Annotated in this window: 18 protein-coding genes and 1 pseudogene; 6 read left to right on the top strand and 13 right to left on the bottom strand. The window is 73.9% G+C overall.

What is annotated here, in order from left to right:
* Positions 1–67: 67 nt before the first annotated feature.
* Positions 68–1723 carry a protein kinase gene (locus tag GL259_RS20195; protein WP_243762338.1) on the top strand — a complete coding sequence of 552 codons (1656 nt, stop codon included), beginning with the start codon at positions 68–70 and terminating at the stop codon, positions 1721–1723.
* Between the two features lie 109 nt (positions 1724–1832).
* On the opposite strand, the gene GL259_RS20190 is transcribed toward GL259_RS20195, so the two are convergent.
* A complete protein-coding gene (locus GL259_RS20190) occupies positions 1833–2372 on the bottom strand; it encodes a bacterial proteasome activator family protein (RefSeq protein ID WP_159534763.1) in 540 nt (179 codons plus the stop codon).
* Between the two features lie 702 nt (positions 2373–3074).
* On the opposite strand from GL259_RS20190, the gene GL259_RS20185 reads away from it, so the two are divergent.
* Complete coding sequence (locus GL259_RS20185) at positions 3075–3452, top strand: hypothetical protein (RefSeq protein WP_159534761.1); 378 nt, start codon at positions 3075–3077, stop codon at positions 3450–3452.
* A gap of 135 nt (positions 3453–3587) precedes the next feature.
* Here the strand turns inward: GL259_RS20185 and GL259_RS20180 are convergent, their stop codons facing one another.
* A complete protein-coding gene (locus tag GL259_RS20180) occupies positions 3588–4571 on the bottom strand; it encodes an NAD(P)H-quinone oxidoreductase (protein WP_159534759.1) in 984 nt (327 codons plus the stop codon).
* Between the two features lie 181 nt (positions 4572–4752).
* Here GL259_RS20180 and GL259_RS20175 point away from each other — a divergent pair, with 181 nt between their 5' ends.
* Entirely contained in the window at positions 4753–5775 is a 1023-nt protein-coding gene (locus GL259_RS20175) for an ATP-binding cassette domain-containing protein (RefSeq protein ID WP_159534757.1), read from the top strand.
* Positions 5772–6611 (top strand): ABC transporter permease, encoded by an 840-nt coding sequence (locus GL259_RS20170; RefSeq protein WP_159534755.1) that lies wholly within the window; start codon positions 5772–5774, stop codon positions 6609–6611. Before GL259_RS20175 ends, GL259_RS20170 begins: the two co-directional genes overlap by 4 nt.
* A 117-nt stretch (positions 6612–6728) precedes the next feature.
* On the opposite strand, the gene GL259_RS20165 is transcribed toward GL259_RS20170, so the two are convergent.
* The 6 genes and pseudogenes from GL259_RS20165 to pdhA all read right to left on the bottom strand — a co-directional run bounded on the left by GL259_RS20165 (position 6729) and on the right by pdhA (position 13836).
* Positions 6729–7826: a potassium channel family protein gene (locus GL259_RS20165; RefSeq protein ID WP_208026498.1), complete on the bottom strand. Its 1098-nt coding sequence runs from the start codon at positions 7824–7826 to the stop codon at positions 6729–6731.
* The gene (locus GL259_RS20160; protein ID WP_159534751.1) at positions 7823–9217 is read right to left on the bottom strand and encodes a molybdopterin molybdotransferase MoeA; all 1395 of its coding nucleotides are present in this window, start codon (positions 9215–9217) and stop codon (positions 7823–7825) included. The genes GL259_RS20165 and GL259_RS20160 overlap by 4 nt, the downstream gene beginning before the upstream one ends.
* A pseudogene (locus GL259_RS20155) lies at positions 9214–10145 on the bottom strand (NTP transferase domain-containing protein). The gene GL259_RS20160 and the pseudogene GL259_RS20155 overlap by 4 nt, the downstream one beginning before the upstream one ends.
* A 117-nt stretch (positions 10146–10262) precedes the next feature.
* Positions 10263–11693, bottom strand: coding sequence for a dihydrolipoamide acetyltransferase family protein (locus GL259_RS20150; RefSeq protein WP_159534749.1), 1431 nt, complete (start codon positions 11691–11693; stop codon positions 10263–10265).
* The gene (locus tag GL259_RS20145) at positions 11693–12697 is read right to left on the bottom strand and encodes an alpha-ketoacid dehydrogenase subunit beta (protein ID WP_159534747.1); all 1005 of its coding nucleotides are present in this window, start codon (positions 12695–12697) and stop codon (positions 11693–11695) included. Before GL259_RS20145 ends, GL259_RS20150 begins: the two co-directional genes overlap by 1 nt.
* Positions 12694–13836, bottom strand: a complete 1143-nt coding sequence (gene pdhA / locus GL259_RS20140; RefSeq protein WP_159534745.1) for a pyruvate dehydrogenase (acetyl-transferring) E1 component subunit alpha — start codon at positions 13834–13836, stop codon at positions 12694–12696. Before pdhA ends, GL259_RS20145 begins: the two co-directional genes overlap by 4 nt.
* Before the next feature lie 205 nt (positions 13837–14041).
* On the opposite strand from pdhA, the gene GL259_RS20135 reads away from it, so the two are divergent.
* Positions 14042–14527: an Lrp/AsnC family transcriptional regulator gene (locus GL259_RS20135; RefSeq protein ID WP_159538802.1), complete on the top strand. Its 486-nt coding sequence runs from the start codon at positions 14042–14044 to the stop codon at positions 14525–14527.
* A 21-nt stretch (positions 14528–14548) separates the two neighbouring features.
* On the opposite strand, the gene GL259_RS20130 is transcribed toward GL259_RS20135, so the two are convergent.
* Together GL259_RS20130 and GL259_RS20125 are read right to left on the bottom strand one after the other, a co-directional pair.
* A complete protein-coding gene (locus tag GL259_RS20130; protein ID WP_159534743.1) occupies positions 14549–15139 on the bottom strand; it encodes a TetR/AcrR family transcriptional regulator in 591 nt (196 codons plus the stop codon).
* Positions 15136–16650 (bottom strand): 3-hydroxyacyl-CoA dehydrogenase, encoded by a 1515-nt coding sequence (locus tag GL259_RS20125; protein WP_159534741.1) that lies wholly within the window; start codon positions 16648–16650, stop codon positions 15136–15138. The genes GL259_RS20130 and GL259_RS20125 overlap by 4 nt, the downstream gene beginning before the upstream one ends.
* Before the next feature lie 232 nt (positions 16651–16882).
* Between GL259_RS20125 and paaN the strand changes: the two genes are divergently transcribed.
* Positions 16883–18574, top strand: a complete 1692-nt coding sequence (gene paaN, locus GL259_RS20120; protein WP_159534739.1) for a phenylacetic acid degradation protein PaaN — start codon at positions 16883–16885, stop codon at positions 18572–18574.
* Positions 18575–18582: 8 nt separating this feature from the next.
* Here paaN and GL259_RS20115 read toward each other — a convergent pair whose 3' ends face one another.
* From GL259_RS20115 to GL259_RS20105, 3 genes are read right to left on the bottom strand one after another with little or no spacing between them, the layout of a single operon-like run.
* Positions 18583–19332, bottom strand: coding sequence for a TrmH family RNA methyltransferase (locus GL259_RS20115; RefSeq protein WP_159534736.1), 750 nt, complete (start codon positions 19330–19332; stop codon positions 18583–18585).
* Positions 19333–19342: 10 nt separating this feature from the next.
* The gene (locus GL259_RS20110) at positions 19343–20614 is read right to left on the bottom strand and encodes an HTTM domain-containing protein (RefSeq protein ID WP_159534733.1); all 1272 of its coding nucleotides are present in this window, start codon (positions 20612–20614) and stop codon (positions 19343–19345) included.
* Entirely contained in the window at positions 20611–21663 is a 1053-nt protein-coding gene (locus tag GL259_RS20105) for a DUF5819 family protein (protein WP_159534732.1), read from the bottom strand. The genes GL259_RS20110 and GL259_RS20105 overlap by 4 nt, the downstream gene beginning before the upstream one ends.
* Positions 21664–22016: the final 353 nt, after the last annotated feature.

Below are 22016 nucleotides of genomic sequence, written 5' to 3'. Positions count from 1 at the left end.
GCACATGGGATCTACGACGGATCGGTCACCGACGGCGGCGCCGGAGAGGCCACGGGGGAAGCGGAACATGAGCCAGGACGGCGCACAGGGCCGAGGCGCGGGACGGGCGCTCGCCGGCGGGCGGTACCAACTGCGGGACCTGCTCGGCCAGGGCGGCATGGCCTCGGTGCACCTGGCCTACGACAGCGTGCTCGACCGCCAGGTCGCCATCAAGACGTTGCACACGGAACTCGGCCGGGAACAGGCCTTCCGCGAGCGCTTCCGCCGCGAGGCCCAGTCCGTGGCGAAACTCACGCACACCAACATCGTGTCGGTCTTCGACACCGGCGAGGACGACGTGGACGGCATGACGATGCCGTACATCGTCATGGAGTACGTCGAGGGCCGCCCGCTCGGCTCGGTGCTCGACGAGGACGTGCGGCAGTACGGCGCGATGCCCGCCGACAAGGCGCTGAAGATCACCGCGGACGTGCTGGCGGCGCTGGAGATCAGCCACGAGATGGGGCTGGTCCACCGGGACATCAAGCCGGGCAACGTGATGATGACCAAGCGCGGTGTGGTCAAGGTCATGGACTTCGGCATCGCCCGCGCCATGCAGTCCGGCGTGACGTCGATGACGCAGACCGGCATGGTCGTCGGCACCCCGCAGTACCTCTCGCCGGAGCAGGCGCTCGGCCGGGGCGTGGACGCGCGCAGCGACCTGTACTCGGTCGGCATCATGCTGTTCCAGCTGGTCACCGGGCGGCTGCCGTTCGACGCGGACTCGCCGCTGGCCATCGCGTACGCGCACGTGCAGGAGGATCCGCCGACGGCGTCCTCGATCAACCGTTCGCTGCCGCCGGCCGTGGACGCGCTGATCTCCCGCGCGCTGAAGAAGAACCCGAACGAGCGTTTCCCCAGCGCGGAGTCCATGCGCGACGAGTGCCTGCGGGTGGCGCAGTCCTTCCACGCGGCCCCGCCGAGCATCGTCCCCGGCACGCAGGCGCCCAGCGGCGCGGGCGTCGGCTCCGCGGTGTTCCCGCCGGTGGACCAGGCGACCCCGGCGCCCACGGGCAACGTCCAGACGCCGTACCAGCCGGCCCCGGCGCCGCACCAGAACCCGTACGGCACCCCGGCACCGTCCGCCCCGTCCCCCGCGTACGGCTACCCGCACCAGGGCGGCTACCAGGCGCCCGCCCCGTCGGCCTACTCCCCGCAGCAGGGACCGTCGACCCCGCCGCCGTACACCATCGCGCCCCACACCCCGGCCCCCGGCGGCTCGGGCGGCGGCCGGAGCAACAAGCCGGTGATCATCGGCTCGGTCGTCGTCTCCCTCCTCGCCGTCGGCGGCCTGGTCGCGGCCCTGACGCTGAACGGCGGCGGTGGCGAGGAGAACCAGGGCAAAGGCGGCGCCTCGGCGTCGGCGTCGGCGAGCAAGGCGGCGGGCTACCGCGGGCCGGACACGACGAAGACGATCGACAAGGAGGAGTGCGAGGAGCCGGAGGAGTCGTACAACGACCCCGAGAAGATCCGGCTCCCCGACTTCAGGTACAAGTACATCAAGTCGGTGAAGGAGTGCTTCCAGGCCGCCGGCTGGGGAAGCTTCAAGATCGTCAAGGTCGACGAGAACACCTACGGCGAGGGCTCCGTCAGGGACCAGTTCCCGCCGGCGGGCACGGACGTGGACCCCGGGAACATGCCCGAGATCACCCTCAAGGTCTCGACGGGCAACCCCCCGTCCTGACCTGACCCCCGGCCGTACCCGCGCGGGGCGCGAGGGCCGTACGGGGCGTGACGGCGTAATGAAGGGGCCCGGCACCGGATGCCGGGCCCCTTCCCGTGGTCAAGGACGCTTACAGGTACGGCCCGCCCGAACGGGGGCCCGGGTGGGCGTCCTCGTGGCCGTCGCCCACGCCCGGCGGGAGGGCGCGGCGCATCTGTTCCAGCTGGGCGCGCGCGGCCATCTGCTGGGCGAAGAGCGTGGTCTGGATGCCGTGGAACAGGCCCTCCAGCCAGCCCACCAACTGGGCCTGGGCGATCCGCAGTTCGGCGTCGCTCGGGGTCGCCTCGTCCGTGAAGGGCAAGGAGAGCCGCTCCAGTTCCTCGACCAGCTCGGGTGCCAGACCGTCCTCCAGCTCCTTCACCGAGCTGGCGTGGATCTCCTTGAGCCGGGCCCGGCTGGCCTCGTCCAGAGGAGCGGCGCGCACCTCCTCCAGCAGTTGCTTGATCATGCTGCCGATCCGCATGACCTTCGCGGGCTGCTCCACCTGCTCCGTCACCGGGGTCTCGCGGGAGTCCTCGTCCCCGGTGCTGCCGCTGAGCGCCATACCGTCCTGGCCGACGACCAGGATCTGCGGGTTCTCCGGCGACCGTTCGTTCCTCGGCATCTCCATGCCGCCATTCTCTCGCACGCCGGTGCCTCCCCACGGCGGTGCCCCCGGAGATGCTCGATCCGCCGTGCCGGAGCGGGCGGACGCGCCACTCGGCCGTGCGGGGTCGGGGGTCGACCCGACGGACGTATCCGGAATGCCGGGATCGTGGCGCGATGGGAGGCTGTTGGCGTCCATCCGGCCCATCTAGCCGGCGGTGCGCACGCGCACCGGCCGGCGCGGGAGGTCACGACCGTGGCTCCAAGGCTGCGCACAAGGGGGGCGACGGGGGCGGGCAACGTCCTGCGGGCGGGGGTCGTCCTGGGGGCGGGGATCGCCCTGGGGACGGGAGCGGTGACGATGCCGTACGGCCCCGTCACGACGCCCTTCGGCATGCCCGCGGCGCACGCGGCGGAGGGACCGCCGGGCGCCGGTGCCGGTGCCGGCGCCGGCGCCGGCGCCGGGCAGAGCGACGGCCTCACGTCCCGTTCTCCCTCTCCTTCCTCCTCCCCCTCCTCTTCCGCCTCTCCCTCCGCCTCCGCCTCTCCCTCCGCCTCCCCCTCGGGCGAGCCGTCCCGGGCCGGGAGCCGGGCCGGTGAGGGGCGGGAACGGCCCGAGCCACGGAGGAAGGCGGCCGAGGAGGCTCCGCACGGCACGGGGAAACGCGGAAAGGGCGAGGCGAGGAAGCACGGAAGGGACGAGGCCCACGACGGGGGCCCCGGCGCCGTGCCGAGGAAACCGGGCGCCCCGCCGAGGAGACCGGGCACCGACGCCGGGATCGAGTGGCCGGACGCGGCGGGCGTCGGCCGTCTGCCCGACGTACCGCGCCGGGAGGACGACGACACCGTGTTCCGGGCACCCGGCAGCGGCGACATCGTCCCCCGGAGACCGAGGGCACCGAGGACGCCGACGTCGCAGGCGGCGGTTCCCGTGTCCTCCTCGCCGTCGCGGACACCCGCGCCGGACTCCGTCACGAGCGCCGAGCGCCCCATGGAGCCCGCCCTGCGGATCCTGCCGCTCGGCGGCGGACTGGTGCTCATCGGCCTCGGCCTGGGCCTCGCCTTCGTCGCGCTGCGCATGCGCCAGAGCAGCGGTCTGTCCTGACCGGGCGCGGAAACGGCCGCCCCTGCGGCGGACGCGGCCGGCGTACCGCGCCGAGCGCGGGACCGGACCCCGCCGTGGCGTCCGGACGGCCGACGCCGGCGCGCCCGGGCCCCGTGCCCGGCGTTCCGGCGCCGCTCAGCGCGGCGTGACCAGCAGCACCTTCCCGATGTGGCCGCTGTCCTCCACGACCCGGTGGGCGGCGGCCGCGTCCGGCATCGGGATCTCGCGGTCGATCACCGGACGGACGTGGCCGTCGGCGACGAGCGGCCACACGTGTTCCCGCACGGCCGCCACGATCGCCGCCTTCTCCTCCAGCGGACGGGCCCGCAGCGAGGTGGCGCTGATGGCGGCGCGCTTGCGGAGGAGGGCGCCGATGTTCAGCTCCCCCTTGACGCCGCCCTGCATGCCGATGATCGCGAGCCGGCCGTTGACGGCGAGGGCCCGGACGTTGCGGTCCAGGTACTTGGCCCCCATGTTGTCGAGGATGACGTCCGCGCCGGCGCCGTCGGTGGCCCGCTCCAGTTCGGCGACGAAGTCCTGCTCGCGGTAGTTGATGAGGATGTCGGCGCCCAGTTCGGCGCACCGCTCCAGCTTCTCCCCGGTGCCCGCGGTGACGGCGACCTTCGCGCCGACGGCCTTGGCCAGCTGGATCGCCATGGTGCCGATGCCGCTGGAGCCGCCGTGCACGAGGAGGGTCTCGCCGGGGCGGAGGTGGGCGACCATGAAGACGTTCGACCAGACCGTGCAGACGACCTCCGGGAGCGCCGCCGCCTGCTTGAGGCCGAGCCCCGCCGGGACGGGCAGCAGTTGCCCGGCCGGGACGGCGACCTTCTCGGCGTAGCCGCCGCCGGCCAGCAGCGCGCAGACCTCGTCGCCGACGGCCCAGCCGCCCACGCCGGGGCCGAGCGCGGTGATCCGCCCGGAGCACTCCAGGCCGGGGTACGGGGACGCGCCGGGCGGGGGGTCGTAGAAGCCCTGCCGCTGGAGGACGTCGGCCCGGTTGACGGCCCCGGCCACCACCTCGACCAGGACCTCGCCCTCACCGGGCACGGGATCGGGGACCTCGTCCCACACCAGCGCCTCGGGCCCACCGGGTTCGGGAATCGTGATCGCATGCATGAGGGGGACGGTACTCCTGGGGGCGGGACCCGGGGCCCCCGGCCGCCCGTCCCGGGTCCGGGGCCGGATCCTCCCCGGCCGCCGGGCCGGTCCGCGGGAAAACCGGGTGCGGGACCGATGAGTTCGCGCGACGGTGAAAGTCCCCCTTGCGTAGCCCACGCCCGCGGAAGGACCCGAAAGCATGAGCACCCAGACGTCCGGCCTGGCGATCGAGACCGCCGGCCTGGTCAAGACCTTCGGTGAGACACGGGCCGTCGACGGGGTGGACCTCGCCGTACCGGCCGGCACGGTGTACGGGGTCCTCGGACCGAACGGCGCAGGCAAGACCACCACCGTGAAGATGCTCGCCACCCTCCTGCGGCCGGACGGCGGCGAGGCCCACGTCTTCGGCCACGACGTCGTGCGCGAGGCCGACGAGGTGCGCGGCCGGGTGAGCCTCACCGGCCAGTACGCGTCCGTGGACGAGGACCTCACCGGCACCGAGAACCTGGTGCTGCTGGGCCGGCTCCTGGGACACCGCAAGCCCGCCGCCCGCAGCCGCGCCGCCCAGCTGCTGGAGGCCTTCGGGCTCACGGACGCGGCCGGCAGGCAGGTCAAGCACTACTCCGGGGGCATGCGGCGGCGCATCGACATCGCCGCGTCCATCCTCAACACCCCCGACCTGCTGTTCCTCGACGAACCCACGACCGGTCTGGACCCGCGCAGCCGCAACCAGGTGTGGGACATCGTGCGCGCGGTCGTCGCCCAGGGCACGACCGTGCTGCTGACCACGCAGTACCTGGACGAGGCCGACCAGCTGGCGTCCCGGATCGCCGTCATCGACCGCGGCAAGGTGATCGCCGAGGGCACCAAGGGCGAGCTGAAGGCGTCCGTCGGCGCCGGCACCGTCCACCTGCGGCTGCGGGACCCCGGACAACGGCCGCTCGCCGCGGACCTGCTGCACCGCGTCCTCGACGCGCAGGTGCAGGCCGAACCGGACCCGGTGGCGCTGACCGCCCGCCTCGGTACGGCCGCCGGCCACGACACCGCCGCCGAGCAGGCCGCCCGCGCACTGGGCGAACTGGCCCGCGCCGGCGTCACCGTCGACGACTTCTCCCTCGGCCAGCCCAGCCTGGACGAGGTGTTCCTCGCCCTCACCGGCCACGACACCCACGTGTCCGGCTCCGACCACACCCACGACCCGAAGGACGAGGTGGCGGCATGAGCACCGCGACGAGCACCGAACTCTCCCCGGTCAGCGCCGACTCCCTCGCCGAGCTGCTGGTCGCCGGGGAACGCCCGCCGCGGCCCAGCGCCTGGTCCGCCTCGCTGACCTTCGGCTGGCGCGCGGTCCTGAAAATCAAACACGTGCCGGAACAGCTCTTCGACGTCACCGCGTTCCCGATCATGATGGTGCTGATGTACACGTACCTGTTCGGCGGGGCGCTGGCCGGGTCGCCGAAGGAGTACATCCAGTTCCTGCTGCCGGGCATCCTGGTGATGTCGGTCGTGATGATCACGATGTACACCGGCGTCTCGGTCAACACGGACATCGAGAAGGGCGTCTTCGACCGGTTCCGCAGCCTGCCGATCTGGCGGCCGTCGACGATGGTCGGCTATCTGCTCGGCGACGCCCTGCGGTACACCATCGCGTCCGTCGTGATGCTGACCGTCGGCATGATCCTCGGCTACCGCCCCGACGGCGGGGTCGCGGGCGTGCTCGCCGGCATCGCGCTGCTGGTGCTCTTCTCGTTCGCGTTCTCGTGGATCTGGACGATGTTCGGGCTCATGCTGCGCACCGAGAAGTCGGTGATGGGCGTCAGCATGATGGTGATCTTCCCGCTCACCTTCCTGTCCAACGTCTTCGTCGACCCGAGGACGATGCCGGGCTGGCTCCAGGCGTTCGTCAACAACAGCCCCGTCACCCACCTCGCGTCCGCGGTGCGCGGACTGATGGCGGGCGACTGGCCGGCGGACGAGGTCGCCTGGTCGCTGGGCTGGGCGGGCCTGTTCGTGCTGGTCTTCGGGCCGGTCACGATGCGGCTCTACAACCGCAAGTGACGCGCCCGCGCGACCGCGAGGGGCACGGAGCCGCGACCGAGGGCGGCGCGGCTCCGTGACCGCCGGGAGCGCACGGGGTGCCGGGTCCGCGGGGTGTACGGGCCCCGCGGACCGTCCTCAGGGGCGGGGGAGCGGGCGGAAGTCGGGCGCGACCTGGGTGCCCGGCGTCGCCCGCACGATCGTGATCAACCGGTCCGTCAGTTCCAGCGTCCCGACGTCCGGATCGTCGTAGCCGAGCACCCGGTGCCCGCGCACGACGCTCACCACCAGGTCGTCCGTCTCGCGAGGCGTCCTGCCCACCTCGGCCTTTATGACCGGCCGTTCGACGATGTCGAGCCCGGAGCCCTGCTGGATGAGGTCCTCCATCACCATGCCGGCCGAGGGGCTGAGCACCGAGAGGCCGAGCAGCCGCCCGGCGGCGCTGGCGCTGGTGATGACCGCGTCGGCACCCGACTGCTTGAGCAGCGGGGCGTTCTCCTCCTCGCGCACCGCGGCGACGATCTTCGCGCCCCGGTTGAGCTGCCGCGCCGTCAGCGTCACGAGGACGGCGGTGTCGTCGCGCTGCGTCGCGATGATGATCTGCCGCGCCTTGTGCACCTCGGCCCGCTTCAGCACCTCGCTGCGCGTGGCGTCGCCTATCACGCCCGCGTAGCCGTCCGCCGCGGCCGCGTCGATCGCCTTCCCGCTGGGGTCGACCACCACGACCAGTTCCTTCTTCAGCCCCGTCGCGCAGACGGTCTTGATCGCGGACCTGCCCTTGGTCCCGAACCCGACGACAACGGTGTGATCGCGCAAGGTGGACCTCCAGCGGTTCAGTCGCCACTCCTCCCGGGTGCGTTCGGTGAGGGCTTCGAGGGTGGTGCCGACCAGAATGATCAGGAACAGCACGCGCAGCGGCGTGACGATGAGGATATTGGTGAGACGGGCGGTGTCGCTGACCGGCGTGATGTCGCCGTACCCGGTGGTGGAAAGGGTGACGGTCGCGTAGTAGAAGGCGTCGAGCAGGTCGAGGGAGCCGTCGGAGTTGTCGTTGTAGCCCTCGTGGTCGGCGTACACGATGAACGCCGTCGCCACGAGCACCACCAGGGCCATCGACAACCGTTTGGCGACCTGGCGGATCGGATGCTCCACCATCTTCCTCGGGAGTTTCACCCGATGGGTCACCAGATGTTCGTCGGCCTGGCGAGCAATCGCGTCCTGGCCCGGAAGTTTCACGTGAAACACACCCCGATTCCCCCGGACGCCCAGGGCAGGTCGAGCAGTTCCGCCTCCTGGCCGGGCCGTGAGCCCCCCGGAGGCACGACGGCGAGCGCGTCGGCCGCCGCGATGCCGCGCAGCATGGCCGGGCCGTTGTAGAGCAACGGCAGGGCCCGGTCGCCGCGCAGGGAGACCGGGACGAGCCGGGTGTCGTACGGGTGCCCCTGCACGGCGTCCCGCAGGGGCAGCGTGTACGACTCAGGGGCCGGGCGGGCGGCGAGGGTCCGCAGCAGGGGCTCGGCGAGCGTGAGCAGGCCGGAGACGGCGGCGAGGGGGTTGCCGGGCAGGCCGACGAGATGCTGGTTCTCCCTGGTGCGGGCCAGGAGCATGGGGTGGCCGGGGCGCACCTGGACGCCGTTCACGAGGAGTTCGGCGCCGATGCGGCGCAGCGTGGGGTGGACGTGGTCGACCGGGCCCGCGGCGGTGCCGCCGGTGGTGACGACGACGTCCGCGCCGGACGCCGTGAGCGCCTCGTACAGCGCGTCCTCGTCGTCGCCGATCCGGCGGACGGCGGTGACCTCGGCGCCGAGCGCGCGCAGCCAGGGCGGCAGCATCGGGCCGAGCGCGTCCCGGATCAGTCCGTCGTGCGGCAGGCCCTCGCTCAGCAGTTCGTCACCGAGGACGAACACGTCGGCGCGGGGACGGGGGACGACGCTGAGCGTGTCGTACCCGGCGGCCGCGGCCATGCCCAGGACGGCCGGGGTCACCTGGGTGCCGACGGGCAGCAGCTGGTCCCCGCTGCGGCACTCCTGGCCGCGGGGGCGGATGTCCTGGCCGTGCGTGACCGTGTGCGGCGCCGCGGCGGCCGCGGCGACGTGCAGACGGCCCGTGGCGTCGGTGCGCCCGTGTTCGCTGCGGAGCACGGCGGTGGTGTCCGGGGGGATGCGGGCGCCGGTGGCGATGCGGACGGCCTCGCCGTCGGTGAGCGGGGCGTGCTCGGCGTGCCCGGCGAGGACCCCCTCGTCCCGTACGTGCCAGGGGCCCGGGCCGGAGACCGCCCATCCGTCCATCGCCGAGGTGTCGAAGGAGGGCAGGTCGGTGAGGGCCATGAGGGGAGCGGCCAGGGTGAGGCCGAGGGCCTCGGTCAGGGGCACGGCCACCGGGGTCAGGTACCCGGTGCGGCCGCCACCGCGGCCGTGGCGTGCGGCGCGCCCGGCGATGGCGCGGGCCTCGGACCAGACGGTGGCCCGGTGGTGGCGGGGGGCGCCGGGGCGCTCGTCGCCGGCGGACCGGCCGTTCGGCGCGTGGGCTCCGGCAACGCGTCCGGTGTCTTCCTTCACGAGAGCGAGCGCCTCCTCGACGTCGAGGTCGTCGGCGTCCTCGTCGGCCCGGGTCGCATGCGCGGTCATCCCGCGTCCGGGCGGGTGTCGGGGCCGCGTCCGGCGCGACGTCCGCGGACCCGGTGCCGGCGGTCTCCTCGTCCGACCAGCGCAGCGCGAGGGCGGCGGCCTTGCGGGCGGCCTCGGCGACGGCCTCCCGGTCACCGCCCGCCCGCGCGGCCGCGTAGCCGACGAGGAAGGTGGTCAGCGGGGCGGCGGGCCTGGCCACGCCGTGGGCGGCGTCCCGGGCGAGGTCGAGCAGCACGCCGGTGTCGACGTCCAGGTCGATGCCCAGCTCGTCCTTGACTGCGGAAATCCATTCGTCCAACACGTACCCATGCTCCCTGATGCGTGACCTGGCGGTGGCGATGTCGTCCCAGGTGTCGCAGTCGAAGGACGCCATCGGGCCGGAGATGCGGGTGAGGTCGAGGGCGGCGGTCAGCCGGCGCAGGGGCAGCCCGCTCAGGCCGCCGTGGCGTTCGGTGAGCGCGGTCAGTTCACGGCGCAGGACCGGACTGCGGTACGCGGCCACGAGCGGCTGGTCCCGGCCCTCGGCGTCGGTCAGCACCACGCCGTCGGCCGTGGAGCGGCGGAGGGTGTCCCCCAGTCCCTCGACGGTGCGCCGGTCGAGGAACGGCAGGTCGGCGGAGAGCAGGACGACGTGGTCCGCCGTGGTGTGCCGCAGCCCGGCGTCGAGCGCGGCGAGCGGTCCGCCGCCCGGCGGCTCCTCGCGGGCCCAGACGACGGGCCGTGCGGTGGGCCGGGGATCGGCGACGACCACCGTGGTCCGGGCGGCGGCACAGGCCGTGAGCACCCGGTCGAGCAGCGCCCGCCCGCCCACCCGCACCCCGGGCTTGTCCGCGCCCCCGAGCCGTCGGGCGGCGCCGCCGGCGAGCACGACGGCGTCGTACGCGGCGCTCTGCGCGGTCCCGTCCGCGGCGCCGTCCGCGACGGGCACCGGGGTCCGGGCGGGGCCGGTGCCGGGGTCGCCGGGGTGCTCGAACTCGGTCACCCCCCGAGTATGCGCGCCCCCGCGATCACGGGGAACGCGGGGGCACGGTCGAAACAGCGGGAATCACAACGTCCGCAACAGCACCGCCGGTTGTTCCACGCAGTCCGCCACGTACCGCAGGAAGCCCCCCGCCGTGCCGCCGTCGCAGACCCGGTGGTCGAAGGTGAGCGAGAGCTGCACGACCTGCCGGACGGCCAGCTCGCCCTCGTGCACCCACGGCTTGGGGACGATGCGGCCGACGCCGAGCATGGCGGCCTCGGGGTGGTTGACGATCGGTGTGGAGCCGTCGACGCCGAAGACCCCGTAGTTGTTCAGCGTGAAGGTGCCGCCCGTGAGTTCCGCGGGCGTCAGCGTCCCGGCCCGGGCCGCCTCGGTCAGCCGGGCGAACTCCGCGGTCAGCGATTCCGCGTCCCGTGCGTGCGCGTCCCGGACGACAGGGACGACGAGTCCCCGGTCGGTCTGCGCGGCGAACCCGAGGTGCACGTCCGCGTACTGGACGATCTCCCTGGCCTCGGTGTCCACGCTGGAGTTGAGCTCGGGGAAGCGGGCCAGCGCGGCCGTGCAGATCCGGGCCAGCAGGGCGATCACGGAGATCTTCGGTCCGCCGGACGCGTTCATGGCGGCCCGCGTGCGCATCAGTTCGGTCGCGTCGGCGTCCACCCAGCAGGTCGCGTCCGGTATCTCGGTGCGGCTGCGGGAGAGCTTGTCGGCGACGGCGCCGCGGATGCCCTTGAGGGGGATGCGGGTGGTGCGGGCGGTCTCCGCGGCGGCGGGGGACGTCCGGGTCCGCGCCGCCTGCCGCTGCGGTTCGGCGGCCGCCCGGTCCGTGCGGCCCTGCGCGGCGGCGGCACGCAGCGCGTACTCCACGTCCGCCCGCAGGATCAGCCCGTCGGGTCCGGAACCCGTCAGCTCCCGCAGGTCCAGGCCGTTCTGCCGGGCCAGCCTGCGCACCAGGGGGGAGATGACGGGGACGGGGCCGTCCTGCGCCGCCCCGGTGGCGGTCCGCCCGTCGGCGGCGGGCAGCCCCCGGGCCGCCGGGGCCGCCCGGTGTCCTCCGTTCACCGCGGGTGCCGGCGACTGCGGGCGCACCCGGCGGCGCCGGGCCGGTGCCTCCGACGTGCCGTAGCCGACCAGGACGTTGCCCGAGCCCTCGGTGCGGGAGCCCTCCGTCCGGGAACCCCCGGTGCGGGAGCCCTCGGTCCGGTCGGCGGGGGCGCCCGGCTCTCCCGCCGGGCGGTCGTCGGCCGGTTCCCCGACCGCCACCGTCAGCAGCGGGGCGCCGACGGGCAGTTCCGTGCCCTCCGCGCCGAAGCGGGCCGTGACCACGCCGCCGTAGGGGCAGGGCACCTCCACCATCGCCTTGGCCGTCTCGACCTCGACGACCGGCTGGTCGACGGTGACGACGTCGCCGACCTCGACCAGCCAGCGCACGATCTCCGCCTCGGTCAGCCCCTCACCGAGGTCGGGCAGCTTGAACTCCAGCACCTGTGCCATCAGCTCTCGGCCTCCCACTGCAGGCGCCCCACGGCGTCCAGAATCCGGTCCACACCGGGCAGGTGGTGGCGCTCCAGCATCGGCGGCGGATACGGCAGGTCGAACCCGGCCACACGCAGCACCGGCGCCTCCAGGTGGTGGAAGCAGCGCTCCGTGACCCGGGCCGCGATCTCCCCGCCCGGGCCGCCGAAGCCACCCGACTCGTGGACGACGACCGCGCGTCCCGTCCGCCGCACCGAGGCGCACACCGTCTCGTCGTCGAACGGCACCAGGGAGCGCAGATCGACGACTTCGAGGTCCCAGCCCTCGGCCCGGGCCGCCTCGGCCGCCTCCATGCAGACGGGTACGGACGGCCCGTACGTGATGAGCGTGGCGCTCCGCCCTGAGCGCCGCACCACCGCGCGGCCTATCGGCTCAACGGTCGCGGGCTCCTCGGGGTTCCAGGAGTCCTTGGACCAGTACAGCCGCTTGGGCTCGAGGAAGACGACCGGGTCGTCGGAGGCGATGGCGGCGCGCAGCAGCCCGTAGGCGTCCGCGACGGTCGCGGGCGTGACGACATGGAGCCCCGGAGTCGCCATGTAGTACGCCTCGGAGGAGTCGCTGTGGTGCTCGACGCCGCCGATGCCGCCGCCGTAGGGGACGCGGATGGTGAGCGGCAGGGGCATCCTGCCGCGCGTGCGGTTGCGCATCTTCGCGACGTGCGAGACCAGCTGCTCGAACGCCGGGTAGGCGAAGGCGTCGAACTGCATCTCCACGACCGGGCGCAGCCCGTACATCGCCATGCCGACGGCCGTGCCGAGGATGCCCGCCTCGGCCAGCGGGGTGTCCGTGCAGCGGTCCTCGCCGAACTCCTTGGCGAGCCCGTCGGTGATGCGGAAGACACCGCCGAGGGTGCCGACGTCCTCGCCCATGACGTGCACGGACGGGTCGGCGGCCAGGGCGTCGCGCAGCGCGCGCGTGAGGGCCTGCGCCATGGTGGCCGGCTTGACCGCGACGGTGGTCATCGCTGCGCCCCTTCCGGCTCGGTCTCGGCCGCCAGCTCCGCCCGCAGCTGCGCCTGCTGTTCCAGCAGCTGGGGGGTGGGCTCGGCGTAGACGTGCGCGAAGAGGTCCATGGGGTCGAGCGCGGGGTCCTGGTTCATGTGGGCGCGCAAGGCGGCGGCCATGGTCTCGGCGTCCTGGCGGGCGGCTTCCACGCCGGTCTCGTCGAGCAGTCCGCGCGCGGTCAGCTCCTGCTCCAGCAGCGTGATCGGGTCGTGCCGCTTCCAGGTCTCCACCTCGGCGTCGCCGCGGTAGCGGGTGGCGTCGTCGGCGTTGGTGTGGGCCTCCACGCGGTACGTGATCGCCTCGACCAGGGTCGGGCCGCCGCCCGCGCGCGCGTGGCGCACGGCGTCGGCCAGGACCTCGTGCACGGCGGCGGCGTCATTCCCGTCGACCAGGCGGCCGGGCATGCCGTAGCCGACGGCCTTGTGGGCCAGCGACGGGGCCGCGGTCTGCTTGGCGAGCGGCACCGAGATCGCGAAGCCGTTGTTCTGGACGAGGAAGACCACCGGCGCCTGCCAGACGGCGGCGAAGTTCAGCGCCTCGTGGAAGTCGCCCTCGCTGGTGCCGCCGTCGCCGACCATGGCGAGCGCGACCACGTCGTCGCCCTTGAGGCGGGCGGCGTGGGCGAGGCCGACGGCGTGCGGCAGCTGGGTGGCGAGCGGGGTGCTCAGCGGCGCCACCCGGTGCTCGTAGGGGTCGTAGCCGGTGTGCCAGTCGCCGCGCAGCAGGGTGAGGGCCTCGACGGGGTCCACGCCGCGGGCGACGACGGCGAGGGTGTCGCGGTAGCTCGGGAAGAGCCAGTCGCGCTCCTCGAGGACGAGCGCGGCGGCGACCTCGCAGGCCTCCTGGCCGGTGCTGGAGGGGTAGACCGCGAGACGGCCCTGCTTGGTGAGGGCGGTGGCCTGCGCGTTGTAGCGGCGGCCCTTCACCAGCTCCGCGTACAGCCGGCGCAGCAGCTCCGGGTCGGCGTTCGCGGCCGCCTCGGTGCCGAGCACGCGGTACGGCTCCGCGTCGGGCAGCAGCGGCGCGGGGTCGGTACGGGGCTGCCAGGCGGGCGGCGGGGTGGGCCGGTAGGCGCCCCGCTGCTCCATGACCGTCATGACGGCACCTCCTCGTGGGATGGCGAGGCGCGGCGTCTGTGACACGCCTCACCAACCGATTGTTCGGTCGTCGGCGCATTTTGGCTACGGGTGGCACCAGGCTGTGGACAAACGGTTCTCCGCGGCCTGAGATGGATGCAGTACGTCCATGGCGGAGAGGTGGGGGCGGGTGGCAGCTGAACAAATGGCCGAGGGGCCGGAGGAAGTGGCCGAGGGCCCGGAGGGGATCGGGCGGCTTCCGCCCCCGCGCCCCCTGGACGCCATCGACCAGGACATCCTGCGCATGCTCCAGGCGGACGGCCGCGCGTCCGTACGCTCGGTCGCCGAACGGGTCCACGTCTCCCGCGCGAACGCCTACGCCCGCATCAACCGGCTCGTGGAGGACGGCGTCATCCGCGGCTTCGGCGCCCGCGTCGACCACGAGCGGGCCGGGCACGGGACGTCCGCCTACATCACCCTGAAGATCGTCCAGAACTCCTGGCGCACGGTCCGCGAGCAGCTCAGGAAGCTCCCCGGCGCCTCCCACATCGCCCTGGTGGGCGGGGACTTCGACGTCCTGCTGCTGGTGCACACGCCGGACAACCGGGCCCTGCGCGAACTGGTGCTCACCCGGCTCCAGGCGATCCCCGAGGTGCTCAGCACCCGCACCCTGCTGGTGTTCGAGGAGGAGGACCTGGAGCCGCAGGGGTGAGGAACCCGGGGGCGAGCACCCTCAGGACGCCTTGCGCAGTCCCCCGAAGGCCAGCTGCGCCACCGCGTCGGCCACCTCGCGCTCGCTCATGCCGCGCCCGTCCGGCCGGTACCACTCGACGATCGAGTTGATCATCCCGAAGACCAGCCGGGTCACCAGGCGCACCTCTATGTCGCCGCGCACGTCCCCGTCGGCCGCCGCGGCCTTCAGCAGCGCGGCGACCCGGTGGTCGAACTCGCGCCGCCGCTCCAGCGCCCACCGCTCGGTGTCCGTGTTGCCGCGCACCCGCAGCAGCAGCGTCACGTAGGGCAGCTCGGCGATCAGCACCTCGACCATCCGCCTCACGACGTACTCCAGCCGCTCGGCGGCCCGCCCCACGCGCGCCTGCTCCTCGTCGAGGATGCCGAAGAGCCCGTCCAGCGCCCGGCTCACCGCGCGGCGCAGCAGTTCCTCCTTGCCGGCCACGTGGTGGTAGATCGACGACTTGGAGATGCCCGCCGCCCGGGACAGGTGCTCCATGGAGGTGCCGTCGTAGCCGCGCTCGTTGAACACCTGCACGGCGACGGACAGCAGCGTCTCCGGGGTGTAGGTGTCGCGCCTGGCGGTGGTCATGGGGTGTCCTCCCGCTTGTCGGAGGCGTAGGCGTGGCGGTACAGCGCGAGGGACGGCGCGTAGCGGCCGGACGGTTCGCACTCGTGCAGGTTGTCCAGCAGGGAGCAGGCCCAGTCCGCACCGAGCCGCCGGCTCCACTCCAGGGGTCCCAGCGGGTAGTTGACGCCCAGGCGCATCGCGGTGTCGATGTCCTCCCCGGTGGCCACGCCCTTGGCGACGGCGTCGTGCGCCAGGTCGATGATCCGGGCCACCGTGCGCGCGACGATCATGCCGGGGACGTCCCCGATGACGCTGACCTTCTTCCCGAGCGCCTGGAACAGGCCGGTGGCCTCGGCGACGGTCCGCGGGGAGGTGTTCTGGGCGTGGGACAGGGCGACGCGGGTGGCCGCGCGGTAGTCGAGGGCGAGGTCGAAGTAGACGACGTCGCGGAACTCCACGGAGGTCTGGCCGTCGGCGAGGACCAGCTGACCGCCGCCGGGCAGCACCAGGCGGGTGCCGTTGTCCTCGTCCTCCTCGCGCACCTGGATCCCGGCCTCGCGGATCAGGGCGAGCAGCTCCGAGGCGGGCCCCAGGCCGCCCTCGGCGACGACGTACGCGGGCGGCTCGGCGGGCTCGGCGGTGTGCGGCTCGGGGCGCTCGGCCCCGTCCCGGTAGTCGTACCAGCCCCGGCCGCTCTTGCGGCCCAGGCGGCCGGACTCGACCAGCCGGCGCTGGACGAGGGAGGGGGTGAAGCGCGCGTCCTGGAAGAAGGACTGCCACACCGAGTGGGTGACGGACTCGTTGACGTCCTGGCCGATGAGGTCGGTCAGCTCGAAGGCGCCCATCCGGAAACCGCCGGACTCGCGCAGGACCGCGTCAATGGTGGCCGGATCGGCGCCCTGGGACTCGTACACCGTGAAGGCCTCGGCGTAGAAGGGCCGGGCGATGCGGTTGACGATGAAGCCGGGGGTGTCGGCGCAGGCGACCGGTGTCTTGCCCCAGGCGCGGGCCGTCTCGTACGCGCGCGTGGCGCAGGTGACGTCGGTGGCGAACCCGGAGACGACCTCGACCAGCGGCAGCAGCGGCGCGGGGTTGAAGAAGTGCAGGCCCACGAAGCGGCCGGGGACGCGCAGGGCGCCGCCGATCGCGGTGACGGAGAGGGAGGAGGTGTTGGTGGCGAGCAGGCAGTCGTCGGCGACGACGTCCTCCAGCGCGCGGAACAGCTCCTGCTTGACGTCGAGGCGCTCCAGGACGGCTTCGGCCACCAGGGCGCAGTCGGCGAGGCCGGTGAGCTCGTCGACGGGCAGCAGGCGGGCTCGCGCCGCGTCCCGCTCGTCGGCGGTGAGCCGCTCCTTCTCCACCAGCCGGTCGAGCCGGGCGCCGATCGCGTCGGCCGCTTCACGGGCCCGGCCGGGGACGGCGTCGTAGAGCCGCACGGGATGGCCCGCGACCAGCGCGACCTGGGCGATTCCCTGGCCCATGGTGCCGGTGCCGACGACGGCCACGGGGCTGCTGAGGTCGAGTGCTGTCATGTGCGCGATCCTCCCGCACGGCGTCTTCCACGGATGCGGCGGACCCCCTTGTCCCGACCGATCGTTCGGTTACCCTAACCCTAACCGCCCACCCGTCGCCCACCACTTCCCGAACGAGGGGCCCCGCACCCGCCTCCCGGTCCTCCCGGCCCCCCCGCCCACGTTTACCGCTCATCTTTCTGCCCGGTCCATGAACTCGACGAAGAGTTCCTGAGACGAGGAGTTGGTCCCCATGGCCGCCGAACTCACCGAGCCCCAGCTGATCGCCCGGCACCGTCCCACCCTGGACCAGGCCCTGGAAGCGATCCGCACGCGCGCGTACTGGTCCCCGCACCCCGAGCACCCCAAGGCCTACGGGGAGAACGGCAGCCTGGACCCGGCGGCGGGCAGGGCCGCCTTCGACGCCCTGCTCGGCACCCGCCTCGACCTCGGCCAGCCCGGCACGGACGGCTGGGTCGACGGCGAGGTCTCCCCGTACGGCATCGAGCTGGGCGTGAGCTACCCGCACGCGGACCTCGACGTGCTGCTGCCGGCCATGCGGGCCGGGATGCGGGCCTGGCGGGACGCCGGCGCGGAGATGCGCGCGGTGGTCTGCCTGGAGATCCTCAAGCGGATCAGCGACCGGACGCACGAGTTCGCCCACGCGGTCATGCACACCTCCGGCCAGGCGTTCATGATGGCGTTCCAGGCGGGCGGCCCGCACGCGCAGGACCGCGGCCTGGAGGCGGTGGCCTACGCGTACGCGGAGCAGGTCCGCACGCCCGGCACCGCCGAGTGGACCAAGCCGCAGGGCAAGCGCGACCCGCTGGCGCTGACCAAGCGGTTCACCCCGGTCCCGCGCGGCATCGGCCTGGTCGTCGGCTGCAACACCTTCCCGACCTGGAACGGCTACCCGGGCCTGTTCGCCTCCCTCGCCACCGGCAACGCGGTCCTGGTCAAGCCCCACCCGCGCGCGGTGCTGCCGCTCGCGCTCACCGTGCGGATCGCCCGCGAGGTGCTCACCGAGGCCGGCTTCGACCCGAACCTGGTCGCGCTGGCCGCCGAGCGGCCCGGCGAGGGCATCGCCAGGACGCTCGCGACCCGCCCGGAGATCCGGATCATCGACTACACCGGCTCCACGGAGTTCGGCGACTGGCTGGAGGCCAACGCCCGCCAGGCGCAGGTGTACACGGAGAAGGCCGGCGTCAACACGGTGCTGGTGGAGTCGACGGACGACTACAAGGGGATGCTCGCCAACCTGGCGTTCTCCCTGTCGCTGTACAGCGGCCAGATGTGCACCACGCCGCAGAACCTGCTGATCCCGCGCGACGGCATCACCACCGACCAGGGCCCGAAGTCCTTCGACGAGGTCGCCGCCGACCTGGCGAAGGCGGTCGACGGACTGCTCGGCGACGACGCCCGCGCCAACGGCCTGCTGGGCGCGATCGTCAACCCGGACGTCAAGGCCCGCCTGGAGGCCGCCGCCGGGCTCGGCGAGGTCGCCCTCGCCTCCCGCGAGGTCGTCAACCCGGAGTTCCCGGACGCGGTGGTCCGCACCCCGGTGATCGTGAAGCTGGACGGCGCCAAGCCGGAGGACGAGGCCGCCTACATGAGCGAGTGCTTCGGCCCGGTCTCCTTCGCCGTCGCGGTCGACTCGGCCGGCGACGCCGTGGAGCTGCTGCGGCGCACCGTCCGCGAGAAGGGCGCCATGACGGTCGGCGCGTACACGACCTCCCCGGAGGTCGAGGAGGCGGTGCAGGAGGTCTGCCTGGAGGAGGCGGCCCAGCTCTCCCTCAACCTCACCGGCGGGGTGTACGTCAACCAGACGGCCGCCTTCTCCGACTTCCACGGCTCCGGCGGCAACCCGGCGGCCAACGCGGCCCTCACCGACGGCGCGTTCGTGGCCAACCGCTTCCGGGTGGTCGAGGTGCGCCGGGAGGCGTAGCGGCGCGCTCAGGCGGGTGCGCCCCCGGTGGCGCTCCAGTGGTACAGCGTCATGGCCACACTGGTCGCGAGGTTGTAACTGGAGACCTGGGGGCGCATCGGCAGCGCGATCAGGTGGTCGGCCCGCGCGCGCAGCTCCGGCGAGAGCCCGCTGCGCTCGGACCCGAAGGCGAGCAGCGCGTCGTCGGGCAGTTCCGTGCCGCGGATGTCCTCGCCCTCCGGGTCGAGTGCGAAGACCGGGCCGGACGGCAGCTCCCCGGCGGTCAGCCGCTCCACGGCGGTGGCGAAGTGCAGCCCGGCCCCGCCGCGCACGACGGTGGGGTGCCAGGGGTCGAGCGTGCCGGTGGTGACCACCCCGGTCACCCCGAAACCGGCGGCCAGCCGGATCACGGCCCCGGCGTTGCCCAGGTTGCGCGGGTTGTCCAGGACCACGACGGGAGCGGTGCGCGGGGTCCGGGCGAGCTTCTCGAGGTTGCCCGCGCGGGAGGGGCGTACGGCCAGGGCGGCCACGGCGGTGGGGTGCGGGCGCGGGACGAGCGAGGCGTACGTCTCGTGCTCCACCTCGGTCAGCAGCGCGGCCAGGGTGTCCCGGACGTCCGGGGCCAGCTCGTCGGCGAGGGCGAGCGCGGCGGCCCGGTCGGCGGTGACCGCGACCAGGACCTCCGCCCGGAAGCGCACGGCGTGCTTGAGCGCGTGGAAGCCGTCGAGCAGCACCGCGGTGCCGCTCCGCCGGTGCCACAGGGCGACGGGATCGGTCATGCCGTGCAGCCTACGTGCGCGGCGTCGGGGGCCCTCCGGGCGCGGGGGCCGCCTTCGCCTCCTCCGCCGCCTCCGCCCCGTCGCCCCGGGCGCCGCCGGCGCGGGGATCCGGGCGCCGCGGCCCGGGGACGGACCTGCCGCCGCCGCGCGGGCGCAGGCGGTCGCGCACGCGTGCCGCCCCGGTGCCCAGGCGGCGCAGGAAGGACGTGGGCAGGAAGACCGCGTCGGCCGCGAGCATCGCCAGGGAGAAGAAGGGCAGCCCGAGGACGACGGCGATCACCGCGTGCTCGGTCATCATGAGGGCCAGCAGGACGTTCTTGACCCGCCGGTTGAACAGCGTGAAGGGGAAGGCGACCTGCACGACGACCGTCCCGTAGGTCACCAGCATCACCACCGTGCCGCTGGCCGACAGCAGGTCGGCGAGGCCCGGCCAGGGGGAGAAGTACTCCAGGTGCAGCGGGTAGTGGACCGCGGTGCCGTCCTGCCAGCGGGAACCCTGCACCTTGTACCAGCCGGCCGTGGCGTAGATCAGGCACACCTCGGCCATGATCACCAGCAGGGCTCCGTTGTGCACGACGTTCGCGACGACGTCCAGCAGGATCCGCGGCTGCCCGGTCCTCGCGAGGCGCCCGGCCAGCCACCACAGCGCCTGGGCCGACCACACGGTCCACAGCAGCACCGGTACGAACCGGTCGCCGTCCGTCCGGCCCGCCAGGGTCGCCACGAGCAGCAGGAACCCGAGCACCCCCCACAGCACCGGGCCGACCCGGTCCCGCGGCCGCTCCCCCCGCGCGCGCACCTCGGCCTCGCGCCGCGCGCGCCGCGCGTCCAGTGACCAGACCCGGCCGCACCGCGTGAACACGAGGTAGATCGACATCAGGTGCAGGACGTTGTCGCCGCCGTCCCCCACGAAGACGCTGCGGTTCTGCAGGGACAGCACCCCCACCATGAACAGCACCGACGCGGTGCGGGTGCGCCAGCCCAGCAGCAGCAGCAGGCTCCACAGCACGCAGAGCGCGTAGAGGGCCTCGAACCAGCCCCGGCCGTCCGACCACAGCAGCGCGGTGAAGGCGCCGTTGCCCCCGACGTGCTGGTCGGCGAGGTCCCAGCTCCAGGGGCCGTCGGGTCCGTACAGCTCCTGCCGGTGGGGGTACTCGCGCAGCAGGAACAGCAGCCAGGTCAGGCTGAAGCCGATGCGTACGAGGGCGCTCTGGCGGGGGCCGAGCGCGGAGTCGGTGACGCGGGCGATGGCGCGGGAGACCGCCAGCGAGAAGCGGTTCACCCGACACCTCCCCGGGCCTCGTCCTCCGGCACCGGCCACCAGGGCAGCGTGCGGTAGACGGGCGTGGTGGAGACCCGCTCCTCGCTCCACTCCGGCGGCGCCACGTTGGTGGTGCGCGAGCGGATCTGGACCCGCTCGACGAGACCGCCCGGGCCGGCCGCGTCCGCCCGGTCCAGGCGCAGCACCGTGATCCGGCGCAGGTACGCCTCGGACAGCGTCCCGCGCGGGCCGGCCGGGCGGTTGTCGCCGTCGTGCGTCGCGAGGAAGAAGTCCCAGGCGCGGCGCAGCTCGTTCTGCTGGGTGTGGCTGGGCAGCGGGTTGCCGTCGATGGCCCGGCCGTCCTGCGCGGACAGGTCGTACCAGCCGGTGGTCCGCACGCCCCCGTCCGCCGTCCGGATCTCGGCGCGCACCTGGACGGCGATGTTCTGCTGCAGCGGGTTCGGCGCGAACAGCTTCCAGTTCTGCTCGAACTCCGGGTAGATCCAGTCCTCGATCGTCTCGCCGTGCTCCTTGCTGACCGTGTTCGCGGGCGCCACGTGCAGGAACGTCATGCCGAGGTGCACACAGACCCCGGCCGCGACGGCCGCGAGCGCCACCGCGGCGCCGATCTGGTAGCGGAGGGAGAGGGCGGCCACGCCGGTACGGGGCTCGTCGGGCGGACCGGCCGGCGGCGGACCGGCCGGGAGGCGGCCGGGGCCGGCGGCGGGAAGGAGCGGCGCGGGCGGGATGTCCGCCGGGGGCGCGGGAGCGTGCGGAGCCGTCCGGCGGCCCGGCGCGTCCACCGGACCGCCGGGGGAATCCGCGAGGTCGTCGGGGACATCCGCCGGGCCGTCGGGGACATCCACCGGATCGTCGGGGGCGTCCGCCGGGCCGTCGGGGACATCCACCGGATCGTCGGGGGCGTCCGCCGGGCCGTCGGGGACATCCACCGGATCGTCGGGGGCGTCCGCCGGGCCGTCGGGGGCGGGCGGGGGGCCGGGCAGGCCGCGGCGCGGGCCCGGCCCGGCCGGCCCGTGCCGGGCGTCCGAGCCCTCGTCGTACGCGTCCATCTCCGCCCCGTCCCCGATCCCGGTCCGTTCCCGGCCCGTCCGTCGCCGCCCTCGCCCGGCCGCGAGGACGTCGTCCCCCCGCCGCTTCCGCACCGCCGCACCACAGCACCGCACCGGCGCACCGGCGCATCGCGTCGCGTCGCGTCGCGTCGCGTCGCACGGAACGGTACTCAGGACCGCCCGTCCGGGCACACCCCCGGCGGGCCACCCGTTCCACGTCCGTCACCCGGCGCACGGCCGTGTCCTTCGCCCACGGCGTTCCCCGCAGGTTATCCACAGCGGTTGACACCTCGCGGCGCCCGTCTCACCATGGAATCGCACGAACCGAACGATCGGTCGGGAGCGTGTTCCGA

Source organism: Streptomyces sp. Tu 3180, from assembly GCF_009852415.1.
GTDB lineage: Bacteria > Actinomycetota > Actinomycetes > Streptomycetales > Streptomycetaceae > Streptomyces.
This window is presented reverse-complemented; position numbering and strand designations above follow the sequence as displayed.